Annotated in this window: 11 protein-coding genes; 9 read left to right on the top strand and 2 right to left on the bottom strand. The window is 38.2% G+C overall.

The annotated features are described in order from the left end of the window. Positions 1 to 5 precede the first annotated feature (5 nt). The 4 genes from BTO21_RS03305 (at position 6) to BTO21_RS03290 (ending at position 4,902) form a co-directional block, all read left to right on the top strand. On the top strand, positions 6 to 614 hold the full coding sequence (locus BTO21_RS03305; protein ID WP_045026556.1) for a CoA pyrophosphatase: 609 nt from the start codon (positions 6 to 8) through the stop codon (positions 612 to 614). A 180-nt stretch (positions 615 to 794) separates the two neighbouring features. After that, positions 795 to 2,051 carry an aromatic amino acid transport family protein gene (locus BTO21_RS03300; protein WP_045026557.1) on the top strand — a complete coding sequence of 419 codons (1,257 nt, stop codon included), beginning with the start codon at positions 795 to 797 and terminating at the stop codon, positions 2,049 to 2,051. A gap of 240 nt (positions 2,052 to 2,291) precedes the next feature. Further along, positions 2,292 to 3,653: an L-serine ammonia-lyase gene (locus tag BTO21_RS03295; RefSeq protein ID WP_045026559.1), complete on the top strand. Its 1,362-nt coding sequence runs from the start codon at positions 2,292 to 2,294 to the stop codon at positions 3,651 to 3,653. A 364-nt stretch (positions 3,654 to 4,017) separates the two neighbouring features. Further along, positions 4,018 to 4,902 carry a helix-turn-helix transcriptional regulator gene (locus BTO21_RS03290; protein ID WP_045026561.1) on the top strand — a complete coding sequence of 295 codons (885 nt, stop codon included), beginning with the start codon at positions 4,018 to 4,020 and terminating at the stop codon, positions 4,900 to 4,902. A gap of 136 nt (positions 4,903 to 5,038) precedes the next feature. Here BTO21_RS03290 and BTO21_RS03285 read toward each other — a convergent pair whose 3' ends face one another. Together BTO21_RS03285 and BTO21_RS03280 are read right to left on the bottom strand one after the other, a co-directional pair. Further along, positions 5,039 to 5,629, bottom strand: a complete 591-nt coding sequence (locus BTO21_RS03285; protein WP_045026562.1) for an acetate uptake transporter — start codon at positions 5,627 to 5,629, stop codon at positions 5,039 to 5,041. Between the two features lie 492 nt (positions 5,630 to 6,121). After that, positions 6,122 to 7,306, bottom strand: a complete 1,185-nt coding sequence (locus BTO21_RS03280; protein ID WP_045026564.1) for an iron-containing alcohol dehydrogenase — start codon at positions 7,304 to 7,306, stop codon at positions 6,122 to 6,124. A gap of 349 nt (positions 7,307 to 7,655) precedes the next feature. On the opposite strand from BTO21_RS03280, the gene BTO21_RS03275 reads away from it, so the two are divergent. The 5 genes from BTO21_RS03275 (at position 7,656) to BTO21_RS03255 (ending at position 13,277) form a co-directional block, all read left to right on the top strand. Continuing rightward, the gene (locus tag BTO21_RS03275; protein ID WP_045026566.1) at positions 7,656 to 8,609 is read left to right on the top strand and encodes a porin; all 954 of its coding nucleotides are present in this window, start codon (positions 7,656 to 7,658) and stop codon (positions 8,607 to 8,609) included. A 176-nt stretch (positions 8,610 to 8,785) separates the two neighbouring features. Further along, the gene (locus BTO21_RS03270) at positions 8,786 to 9,055 is read left to right on the top strand and encodes a GrxA family glutaredoxin (RefSeq protein ID WP_045026567.1); all 270 of its coding nucleotides are present in this window, start codon (positions 8,786 to 8,788) and stop codon (positions 9,053 to 9,055) included. 254 nt (positions 9,056 to 9,309) lie between these two features. Then, positions 9,310 to 10,992, top strand: coding sequence for an aspartate:alanine antiporter (locus BTO21_RS03265; RefSeq protein ID WP_045026569.1), 1,683 nt, complete (start codon positions 9,310 to 9,312; stop codon positions 10,990 to 10,992). 270 nt (positions 10,993 to 11,262) lie between these two features. After that, a complete protein-coding gene (locus BTO21_RS03260; RefSeq protein WP_045026571.1) occupies positions 11,263 to 11,937 on the top strand; it encodes a response regulator in 675 nt (224 codons plus the stop codon). Beyond that, positions 11,934 to 13,277 carry an ATP-binding protein gene (locus tag BTO21_RS03255; protein WP_065192764.1) on the top strand — a complete coding sequence of 448 codons (1,344 nt, stop codon included), beginning with the start codon at positions 11,934 to 11,936 and terminating at the stop codon, positions 13,275 to 13,277. The genes BTO21_RS03260 and BTO21_RS03255 overlap by 4 nt, the downstream gene beginning before the upstream one ends. The last annotated feature ends 21 nt before the right edge of the window (positions 13,278 to 13,298 follow it).

Below are 13,298 nucleotides of genomic sequence, written 5' to 3'. Positions count from 1 at the left end.
GCTTTATGGGTGAACAGCAGCAAATTCTAACGCGGTTTCTTATGGCACCAAGTCAACAATACGATGCTAGCCATAAGCGCAGAATCGATCATCACTTTACTGATGATATTGATTTCAAACCCGCAGCTGTTCTCATCCCGCTAGTACCTCGAGAGCAAGGCTTCAATGTCGTATTAACTCGCCGCGCTGAGCATTTAAAACACCACCCAGGACAAATCGCTTTTCCGGGTGGACGTTTTGAAGCGCCAGATATCGATCTGATCGCAACAGCCTTACGTGAAACCTATGAAGAAACCGGTATTATTTGTCAGCGCAATAATGTTATTGGTCAACTAACCCCCCTAGCAACAACCAGTGGCTATATTGTCACTCCCTTTATTTCAACGATTAGCAGTAACTATAATGCCAAACCAGACCCTGGTGAGGTTGATGCTATCTTTGAAGTACCACTCAATTACCTGCTTGATCCTAAAAATATCAAATCTCACCAGTTTCATCTTCGTGGTGAATGTCACCGTGTTTATGCAATACCTTATAACAATTATTCTATCTGGGGCGCAACGGCGCAGATGATTAAGCTACTATCTAACCAAATATGGGAAGATAAAAAATAACCAATTAGACGTTTTATTTTAATCTTACAAGCCAATTTATGTGATGCAGGTCTTATTTATTTGTATCACAAAAACTCCGTATTACAGAACGAGATCTTTATCCTTGTTTTCCCGCAATAAATAGCGACAATGCGCCCGTTCCTCTACTCTGTTCCGTTCCCTTTTATTGGATATCACAGCATGCAAAATACATCGACAGCGTCAGCAACATCTGGTGCAAAAAAAACCGGATGGACCTATAACGATTTCACATGGGCTCTTTCTCTGTTTGGTACTGCCGTAGGTGCCGGTGTTTTATTCTTACCAATTAAAGCAGGTGCGGGCGGTTTCTGGCCTCTAGTTATTCTTGCTCTTATCGCAGCCCCAATGACATGGTTTGCGCATAAAGGCTTAGCACGTTTTGTTCTATCATCAAAAAATCCTAATGCCGACATTACAGATACAGTAGAAGAGCATTACGGTAAAACGGGTGCTAACTTAATTACGTTTGCTTACTTCTTTGCTATTTACCCTATCGTATTAATTTACGGTGTGGGTATTACAAACACTGTTGACTCATTCATAGTTAACCAAATGGGTATGGAATCAATCCCACGTTGGTTACTATCAGGTGTATTAATTGCACTGATGACAGCAGGTGTTGTATTTGGTAAAGAATTAATGCTGAAAGCAACATCAGCAATGGTTTACCCACTTGTAATTATTCTACTGATTCTTTCTGTGTACCTCATTCCTGACTGGAACATGTCAATGGTACAAACAGAAGCCGATTGGTCTGCAATGCCTAAAATTATTTGGTTAGCGATTCCAATCATTGTGTTCTCTTTTAACCACAGCCCTATTATTAGCCAGTTCGCAAAAGAACAACGTCGCATCTACGGTGATGAAGCCGTTAAGAAAACTGACATGATCACTGGCGGTGCAGCAATGATGCTGATGGGCTTTGTGATGTTCTTTGTATTCTCAGTTGTGCTTTCAATGACACCAGAGCAACTTAATATGGCAAAAGAGCAAAATATTTCAGTACTTTCATACTTAGCTAACGTAAAAGATTCACCAGCGATTTCTTACTTAGGTCCACTGGTTGCTTTTGCTGCGATTACTTCAAGCTACTTTGGTCACTTCCTTGGTGCTCACGAAGGTCTGGTTGGTCTAGCAAAATCTCGCTCTAAGATGCCAATTGCTAAAATTGAAAAAATCTCACTAGGTTTCATTGTTATCACAACGTGGATTGTCGCTATCATTAACCCAAGTATTCTTGGCATGATCGAAACCATGGGCGCGCCAATGATTGCGGGTATTTTATTCCTACTACCTGTTATCGCAATGCAAACAGTACCCGCAATGGCAAAATACAAAACATCAGTATTTGCACGTGTATTCACGGTTTTATGTGGTACCGCTGCAATCACTTCTGTAATTTACGGCGCATTTTAATATAACTACTAAAAATGTACTGTTTACGAATAATTAATCGCATAAAAGCAAAAATTTGTGCTAGTACGCATGGTGTTTACTAGCACAAATAACGTAAAATAGACGATACTAAAGAGTAAAGGTGCTTCGAGCATGATTACTCTTTTAGTTTAAGTGCACTCGCCAAGGAAGGAGCGAGGATATCAACGAATAACAGTCTTACTCGGAAGCAGAATCGCCTCCTTTGACTGAGGTAATAACATGATCAGTATTTTCGATATTTTCAAAATTGGTGTAGGCCCTTCAAGTTCTCACACTGTTGGCCCAATGAAAGCAGGTAAAGAGTTCATCGATGACTTACGCACGCTAGGAAAATTACGTGACGTAACTAAAATTACCGTTGATGTTTACGGTTCTTTATCGCTGACAGGTAAAGGCCACCACACTGATATTGCTATCATTATGGGTCTTGCTGGAAACTCACCTGAACATGTTGATATTGACAGCATTCCTGGGTTTATCTCGCGCGTAGAAGAAACTGAGCGTCTTCCTGTTGGCATGCACTGTCACACTGTTGATTTCCCTCGTGATGGCGGTATGAACTTCCATACAACAAACCTATCCCTTCATGAAAATGGCATGTCAATCCATGCTTGGCTTGATGATGAGGTTATTTTTTCTAAAACTTACTACTCTATCGGTGGCGGGTTTATTGTTGATGAAGAAAACTTTGGTAAAGAACAAACGAATACCGTTGAAGTTCCTTACCCGTTTGCTTACGCATCTGAATTACTAGAACAATGTAACGAACATGGCCTTTCTGTTAGTGCTCTCGTTATGGCTAACGAACGTGCTATGAATGCTGAAGATGAAATCAGCACATACTTCGCTAACATTTGGAAAACGATGCGTGAGTGTATGGAACGTGGTATGAATGAAGAAGGTATTTTGCCTGGACCACTTCGTGTACCCCGCCGTGCAGCAGCATTACGTCAACAACTGATTACAACAGAAAAATTTAACAATGACCCAATGACGGTTGTTGATTGGATTAATATGTATGCCTTTGCTGTCAATGAAGAAAACGCAGCTGGTGGCCGAGTAGTAACAGCGCCAACGAATGGTGCATGTGGCATTATCCCTGCTGTTTTAGCTTACTATGACAAATTTGTTCAATCTGTTGGTCCAAAAGAATATATGCGTTACTTTGCAGCATCTGGCGCTGTTGGTGGTTTATATAAACGTAATGCTTCTATTTCTGGTGCCGAGGTTGGCTGTCAGGGTGAAGTAGGTGTTGCGTGTTCAATGGCTGCTGCTGGTTTAGCTGAATTAATGGGTGGAAGTCCAGAACAAGTCTGCATGGCTGCTGAAATCGCAATGGAGCACAATCTTGGCTTAACCTGTGATCCAGTTGCAGGACAAGTACAAGTTCCTTGTATTGAGCGTAACGGTATTGCGGCAGTAAAAGCAATTAATGCAACCCGTATGGCACTTCGTCGTTCATCTGCACCACGTGTATCTCTGGATAAAGTTATTGAAACAATGCTTGAAACAGGTAAAGACATGAACGCTAAATACCGTGAAACATCGCAAGGTGGTCTAGCCATTAAAGTGATTTGCTAAACGTAAAATAACCAATTTGGCTATAACTAAAAAAACTATCTTCGGATAGTTTTTTTGTTTTATGCTCAAAATATCCTGCTGAAAATCACAATTATATACAACTTGATTCATTATTAATCACCTCACAACACCATATCGTTAAGATATATGACTATATTATATCGATATAACTATTACCTCATCTCGTTGCTCCTTATATAGCCAATTGTATCTATTCTTTCTTTTCTTTTAGTCCTATACTCAATTACATAGACTCATTATTATTAATGTAGTATTAGCATGGATGCGTATATCGCCCTTTTACATCATTGATGTACGATATGTAATGAAGGATTTATTCCCTTTATAGAGAAGCAATATTGCTATGAAATATAAGCGTATCCTCTCTCAGAGCCATGTTGTTCTGAAAGAGTTTTATGTCGATCACCATTTAATTGTGAAGTTATCAAATGCTGAAGGTAATATTCACATTAATGGTCATGCTATAGATATAAAAAATACTAGCATTTTAGCTATACCTAAATTTAGTCATATCTCTTGTTCTATTAATCAATTAAATAATCAAGAGAATATTGAACTGCAAATTTTAATGATTAATGAAGATGCAATAACAGAAGCTTTCAAATATATTAGTGCTATTAAACAGCCAACAGCAGCAACTTCGAATTGCTTACCGACTTACCTCATTGATTCATCAGAAATTGTTGAGCAAAATTTCGCATTATTTAATCAACTATTGCCAAGCATTAGTGGATCAACAATGGAGCAAACTTTGCTGAGCCAGTGCTTAGTATTCATTTTAATTGCACTTAATAATACTGGTATTGATGTTTTCAATGTTTATCGTTTCAATTATGACGAACCTAAAGAACGGACTATTGCACGTTTAATAACCCAAGATCCTCAGCGTAAATGGAGCGTTGATGATATGGCTAAAGCGTTGTTCACTACCCAATCAACCTTACGTCGCCACTTAGCGAAGGAAGGTGTATCGTTTAGCCAATTATTACTAGACGTTCGAATGGGGCTTGCGCTTAACTTTCTGACTTTTTCTAATTACTCAATCTCACAAATAGGCAATCGCTCTGGTTTTGGCAGTGCTGCTTATTTTTGTGATGCATTCAAGCGTAAATATAATTTAACACCATCACAATTTAGAACCAGTTCAAGAAAAGAAAATGATATGAATACTGAAGGGTGTTTTACTTATAAAGAACATACTGAGCATTTACCTGAAATGTGCTATTAAAAAATAAAGTGTCAACATTAAAACCTCGCCAATTCACAATGCGAGGTTTTTTTATACCTCATAAATCCATAAATCATAGATATAAAAAAACCCCACTTAAATAAGCGGGGTCTAATATTAAACTATGTTTTAAAGACTATGCAGCAACAGATTGCAATTCACGATCTTTAGGTGCCATACCAACGGGTAAGATCACACGGCCATATTCTGCATTTAACACTTGTGCCATTGCAAAATAAATTGCACTTAAACCACAGAAGATACCTTCAATACCAGCGATAAAGCCAATTGTTTCGCTACCAGTAAAATCGCGAGCAGCAAGCAAGAAGAAAAGAATAGTTAAAGAACCAAAAACAACTTGCTTAGCTGGTGGGTAACGTAAAGAACCAACAAACATAAAGGCTGTAAATACACCCCATAGTAATAGATACCACGCCATAAATGGTGCAGGGCTCGCAGCAAAGCCAAGTTTTGGCAAGATTAGTAAACCAACTAATGTTAGCCAAAATAGACCATAAGATGTAAATGCTGTAGTACCAAAAGTATCACCACGTTTAAAACACATCATGCCAACAAGAACTTGCCCAAGGCCACCATAAAAAATACCCATCGCTAGAATCATAGAGTCTATAGGGAAAAAGCCAGCATTATGGATATTTAATAAAACAGTAGTCATACCAAAGCCCATTAGACCTAATGGTGCTGGATTAGCAAGTTTTGTAGACATCTTTTTCCCCTACAGGATTTCAACAAAAGTAATGAACGTTTAAAAATCTATTCGCATATTTATGCGCGGCGAATTCTAATGTAACCAGCGATACAGATCAATGCTTATCTCACAAAAAAGAGCATCTAAATCAAAAAACACTATCAAACCATAAAATATGTAAAGATTCTTTCTGATAATAATGGCTAATTTTTGTCACCAAGTATTAAAAACATTAAACATTGTTACATTCTCACTCGCCACTAAATAAAAACGTAGACAAGTCATTGATTGTATTTACATTAATATTAATTAATACTGGAAATGATAACCGAAACAAACTGAAATATATTGTATTATTTTTTTATTTTAAATAAATAATTTAAAAAAAACCTGAAAATATCGATTTTTCACAAATATAGAGATAAAAAAAAAGCAACCTAAGTCACTTTTTGATGCAAAACAAGTAAAACTCACTATAAACATAAATCATACATATAATGATCGTTTTCTCTATTCGCTGAATTTTATATTTGATAATGACAATTTCACACTGCACACTTGCTGTAAGATCGTCAGGAGTCGCTGCTGATTTAATGGTAATGGGTTACCCTTAATCGTACAGCTGCGTAATGCATCATCAGCAACTTCTTCAAACATGGTGTTGCACAAACCATAATCCGATAATAATGGCAGCTGCAATTTTGTTAACATGCTATCTACCCATTGCACACTGTCTTCAATATCCGCATCATTATTCAATGTTAATATAACGGCCAATTTCTGGTAACGGGCTAACACATCACTTCGCCCTAGCTCTATTGCAACTGAGATGTTTTCTTTCATCACATAAGGCGAGAGTCGCGCAGTAATAAGTCCATGAGGGGCTTCTAAGCGGCCACTTAATGCTGATGCTAATCCATGAGCTGCACCTAGTTTTGCATTTGAACGTGCCATTCCTCCCAACATTGCAGCAAAAGCCATGTTACTCCGAGAAGGATAATGATCATCTCGACAAGCAGGTAATATAGACGTCGTAATGCGTCTTAATCCTTCTTCACAGATCATATCGGTTAATGGATTTGGCTCACCACAGACATAGGCTTCCATTAAATGAGTAAACGCATCCATTGCACAGCATCCTGATAATACTGCGTCCATTCCATAGGTTAAAGTGGGATCAATAATGGCCAAATCAGGGAATAACTCAACATTACTTAAATTCACTTTTACTTGTTCTTGAGCAGATTGTAATACGGCACTTTTGCTCACTTCAGCCCCAGTGCCCGCTGTCGTTGGAATCGCAATAAATGGCAACGATTTAACTTGCAACGGTACATTCCGTCCAACAACATCAACATAATCATAAACACTGCCTTGGTTTGGAATTAATGCCGCCAATGATTTAGCCACATCCAGCACACTGCCCCCACCAATACCAACGACCATATCAGGGCAAAAAGTCCGCCCCATTGCCGCAAGCTCTTCTATCATTGCGATTAGCGGTTCACCTTTAATAACCAACCGTTGATAACGTATATTCTGCTGTTTAAAGTACTGTTCAAGTTGCTGTGAACGCTGCTGATCTTGTCCTGTAACCAGCAATGCACTGTAACCAAATTGATTAAGTAATGATAAAGAATCATGCATAGCACCTTCACCAAAGATGATGCGTGTTGAAGTCATAAACTGAAACATAGGTTATTTAGCCCCTCTAAAATTATATCCATCTAATTAAAATATCGAGTCGGACTCTTGCCATCCTTGCTGTCTAAAATTTAGTGCTTATTTTCAGCAATGCCATTAGCAGAATATAACTAGCTTTAGCCAGATTAGTTAATCTGTTATTGATTACCAACAAGTTATTCCCTATTTCAATAACTACACCACCAAGATCAACACTGACTCACAATTGTCATTATTTACCACGACGAGATACATGTAGTAAAAGTGACTTTTTATCGTAATGGGAGCGTAATAACGCATCGTTAGGCTGCATATAGTTCAACGGCAATGAAGCCATAGATAATTTAACGAGGAATGAACAATGCAAAAAGCAGCAGTGGTAGCCGCTATTTTTACGTGCTTATCAACAGGAACAGCAACCGCAGCAACGGTATATGATAATAACGATACCGTTATTGAACTTGGTGGCCGAGCAGAAGCACGCTTTAATCTCTCAAAAGAAAATAAAGGTATTAATAATGACAGTAATGAATTTAAAGATAAAAGCCGTGCTCGCCTAGCGTTAAAAGGGAAATCTGTAATTAATGAACAATTAACCGCTTTCGGTAAATATGAAGCTGAAATTTCAGATAATAAAGACAGCACAATCACTACTCGCTACCTCTATGCTGGATTAGACACTGATTTTGGTGCTTTTTCGTATGGTAAACAAGATTCAGCTCAAGTGATGCTCACTGATTTTACCGATATTTTATCAACCTTTGGTGGTGACGCTGTCGACCTTGTTGATGGTAATAAAGATAAACGTGAAAACAATTTCTTATATGTTAGTGAGTTTAACAATGTCGCCATTGCAACGAACTATATTGCAGAAAATAATAACGATGCTAAAGACAGTGATAGCTATGGTATTGCTGCGCAATATAGCTTTCCTTTTGGGTTAAGCTTAGGTGCGGGTTATATTAACGGCAATGATGGTGTTGATATTGATGCAAACCAATTTAACTTCGCGATCAGTTATGAATTCAATAATATGTATGCTGGTGCAACTTATGCTAATGGCAAGCATGGTGATGTGGATTTAAGCGGTTATGAGCTAGCAGCGGCTTACACATTCAATCAGTTTACAGCGCGTGGTGTTTACAATTTCCAGCAATCAGAAATCAATAATGCCACCACCGATGAAGTTGACTATTTTGCACTAGAAGGTCTCTATAAATTCAACAAAAGCCTACGTACTTACATCGGTTACAAATTCCAACAGCTTGATGAAAAAGATGATGAATTACAGGCAGGTATTCGTTACGACTTTTAAACATCCTCATTAATCATTATTACTAAGCCAGATATTCGATCTGGCTTTTTATTTTTTGACGCTATCTCTCTTGATATAAACTATATCGCTTTTATCTATTGGTTTAACAGAAAAAACCCGCTTTCGCTCTCGCCATAGTCACGTTATAGTAAAGACAACTTATGCAGGAGAAATTTATGTTCGTTGTCATTTTTGGTCGTCCCGGTTGTCCTTTTTGTGTTCGTGCAAAAGAACTAGCAGAAAAAATTAAAGAAGAGCGCGACGATTTTAACTTCCGCTACGTTGATATCCATGCTGAAGGTATCAGTAAAGCTGATTTAGAAAAAACTGTCGGTAAGCCTGTTGAAACAGTACCTCAAATTTTTGTCGACCAAGATCATATTGGTGGTTGTACTGAATTTGAAGCTTATGCAAAAGAACATAAGCTGCTTTTTAAAGAAGCATAAATATAGATTGATTAAAAGGCTGACAGTGTCAGCCTTTTTTATTTGACCATGATTATGTCTGATTATTAAAACACTATTTTTTAACGTATGACGCTCCTTTAAAATAATCCGCATTACAAAAGTACAAATTAGCTTAACGAGTTCGTTTATATTATAAATTTTCGCTATTTATTTATAATATAAACTATAACCTCCCATCAAAATCAGCTAGACTTTGTCCCACTTTTATCTTTCCATTATTTCGGAAATCCGTCGTGAACATTGATGTAGCCGCACTTCTACACCAAAATGATATTTTATTGCTATTTGTAGTCCTTGCTGTTGGTTTAAGTCTGGGTAAAATTCGTTTTGCCAAGATGACACTGGGTAACTCTATTGGCGTTCTACTTACTGCTTTATTATTTGGTAATGCTGGTTTTACGTTTGATACTGATGCGTTAAATATTGGTTTTATGCTGTTTATTTTTTGCGTCGGCATAGAAGCTGGACCAAACTTTTTTGGTATCTTCTTCCGCGATGGTAAGCACTATCTAATGCTCGCATTAGTCGTTTTATTGTCATCGATTGCTATAACGATGACCATGGCGCGTTATCTCCACATGGATATTGGTCTAGCGACCGGTTTGATGGCTGGCTCATTAACAGCAACACCGGTACTTGTTGGTGCAAAAGATGCGCTTCATAATGGTCTGGCGGGTATTACTGACCCTGCGGTTATTAAACAATTAAGTGAAAGCTTAAGTGTTGGTTATGCCATGTCATATCTGGTTGGCTTAGTGAGTTTAATCTTCCTCGCTAAACTGATGCCTAAATTGCAAAAGCAAAATCTTGCTGAATCATCACAGCAAATTGCACGCGAACGTGGTATCGGTGAAGTCGCACAACGTAAAGTTTATCTGCCCATTATTCGCGCCTACCGCGCAGGTCCTGAACTCATCAACTGGATTGATGGTCGTAACCTACGTGAATTGGGTATTTATCGTCAAACAGGTTGTTATATCGAACGTGTACGACGTAATGGTATTTTAGCGAACCCTGATGGCGATGCTATTTTACAAGAAGGTGATGAAATAGCCTTAGTGGGTTACCCAGATAGCCATGCACGTCTTGATCCTAGCTTCCGTAATGGTAAAGAAGTCTTTGATCGCGACTTACTCGATCTACGTATTGTAGAAGAAGAAATCGTGGTTAAAAATGACGGTATTGCAGGTAAACGCTTATCAGAATTAAATTTATCTGAATATGGTTGTTTCCTTAACCGTGTAGTACGCGCACAAATTGAAATGCCAATGGATCATAATATTCTGTTGAATAAAGGTGATATTCTACAAGTCAGCGGTGAAAAAAGCCGTGTTTTAGGGCTTGCTGAACGCATTGGTTTTATCTCAATTCACAGTCAAATTGCCGATCTGCTCGCGTTCTGCTGTTTCTTTATTATTGGCCTATTAATGGGCTTAGTAACGATGAAGTTTGGCCATGTTGCCTTTGGTTTAGGTAGCGCGGCAGGATTATTGATCGCGGGTATTACGTTAGGTTTCTTACGTGCAAACCACCCTACCTTTGGTTATGTGCCTCAAGGCGCACTTAACATGGCTAAAGATTTAGGTCTGATGGTGTTTATGGTGGGAATCGGTTTAAGTGCTGGCTCTAATTTATTTGCATCTATCGGCAATATAGGTCTAACCGTATTTATTACTAGTTTAATGGTCAGTGTCATTCCTGTTGTTTTAGCTTACCTTTTTGGTGCTTATGTACTAAAAATGAACCGCGCATTATTATTTGGAGCCATCATTGGTGCCCGAACTTGTGCTCCGGCAATGGATATGATCAATGAACACGCTCGTAGTACGATTCCAGCCTTAGGCTATGCGGGTACTTATGCGATTGCTAACGTATTACTCACAATAGCAGGTACATTGATCTTTATTTTCCAATAGCTAAGGTCAATCTAGCTTTTATCCTCGCTTTTATAGAAGGCTGACTCATTAGTTCACTCATGAGTCAGCCTCTATTCAGTCTAATTATCTACACTGATAACTAGCAATTAAGTGTAACTAGCAATACAATCATTTGATCTTTTATCATCCTATTTTCCGCTAGTTTACATACCCAATCATGAGGTTATGGTAACAATAACTAATGCGCTTTATTAGTAGATACCTTACCATAGCTTATCAATACCATTCGTTATCTCTGGTGCCCAATCTATGCGTATTCTTATTGTCGAAGACGATGCCATCCTTAGCCATCATCTTAAATCGCAACTCAGCGAATTAGGAAATCAAGTTCAATGTGCCAATACTGCCGAAGAAGGGCTATTTTTTGCACAAAACTACCCCAATGACATTGCCATTGTCGACATCGGTTTACCTGACAGAGATGGGATCAGCTTAATTAAAGACATGCGTAAAAAAGGCTTACGTTTGCCGATAATGATCTTAACTGCACGTTCAAATTGGCAAGATAAAGTCACAGGACTTGAAGCAGGTGCTGATGATTATTTAGTTAAGCCGTTTCAAAAAGAAGAGATGGTTGCTCGTTTAAGCGCGCTTGTTCGTCGTAGTGCTGGCTTTGTAAAACCTGAAATGACTGCCGGCGATATCCGCGTAGATTTATTAGCTAAGCAAGTTTATGTTTGTGAAGAGTTGCTAGAATTAACCGCTTTTGAATATGATTTATTAGAATATTTAATGCGTCATAGCCGCCAAGTCGTGTCTAAGCAACGTTTACTTGATGTACTTTATGAAGATCAAGAAGGCGATCCGAATACTATTGAAGTCATGATCAGCCGTTTACGTAAAAAATTCACAAAAACCGGGCAAAATAATCCTATCTCAACCATTCGTGGTCAAGGTTATATTTTTGAACTTAATGCCCAATGAATCGATTTTTCCAACCACGATTAAGACAACGAGTATTAATCACCTCTGTCGCTATCATTGCATTAGTAACGTCAGCACTCGCAGCCGTTATTAATAAGCTTTATTCTCAAAGCTATATGGCATCATACTCATCAGAACTTGTGGCTCAAATGCCTATGGTTGTCGCACAACTTAATCGTGCTGGATTAATTAAAGATGTTGATAAATGGATTGATTCTCTTGATCCTTCAGATACGGATTATATTGCGGTTGTCTGTGATCAAAGTGACAAAACAACGTGGGTTTCAAATCAAGCGGCAAAAGCTAACTTACAAAATGTTTGCCATTATTTACCTGAAAACATCTCAACGCCCACGTTGATTAAAATGAAAAATAATCAAGGCTATATTGCTTATAACCTTAGCCGTAATAAAGAAGATGGCACCATTTATCAATTAGTGGTGTTACGTTCAGCTGATGCTTATGAACACTCTTTAGCACAATTACATAAACGAACCGCTTTCTATTTAGGGCTGTTTGTTTTAATTGCGGTCGCTTTTCTCATCGCTGCCTTTCATTGGGGTTTCCAACCATTACGAAAATTGGCTTCTCAGCTTGATCAAATGGCTGAAGCTAAACGAGAAAAGTTGGATGATAATTATCCGATGGAACTGCAAGAAGTCACCATGGCAGTTAACCGCCTAAGCCGTATTAGTAATGATCAACAAGGTCGTTATCGTCATGCAATGGATGATCTTGCCCATAGCTTAAAAACACGCTTAGCTGCTACTAATGCCCTACTTGACGATTCAAGTTTAGATCGTCGTGAGCTTAATCAACGTATTATGGAACAAATCAGCCAAATGGATGATTTGGTACAGTATCAACTCAAGCGAGCAATGGTTGGTCAGCAAGGATTACAAAAAAGTAATGTCGAGATTAAACCAATAATTACTAGCCTAAATCGAATGTTAAATAAGATTTATGCTGATAAAGACGCGACATTACATTATCACTTTGATGACGATTTAAAATTGCCCATCAATAAAGATGATTTGATGGAATTATTTGGCAATATGCTTGAAAACAGTTTTCGTTTTTGTATTAGCCAAGTGAAATTATCAGTTATTGAAAGTAATAACTATTTCACTATCATTATTGAAGACGATGGCCCAGGGGTTAAACCTGAGTTACGTGAAGCTATTTTTCAACGTGGTGTACGTGCTGATCAACTCAACCCCGGTCAAGGCATTGGCTTATCGGTTTGTAATGAAATAGTTGATAGTTATCAGGGTAAAATTCATGTTGAAGACTCTGAACTTGAAGGTGCTGCGTTTATTATCAAACTCCCGAAAAGCTAATAGCGGCCAATCTCCTTTGAT

This window comes from Photobacterium phosphoreum (assembly GCF_002954725.1).
GTDB lineage: Bacteria > Pseudomonadota > Gammaproteobacteria > Enterobacterales > Vibrionaceae > Photobacterium > Photobacterium phosphoreum.
The sequence above is the reverse complement of the archived record's forward strand: the minus strand, read 5'-3'. Positions and strand labels throughout refer to the sequence as shown.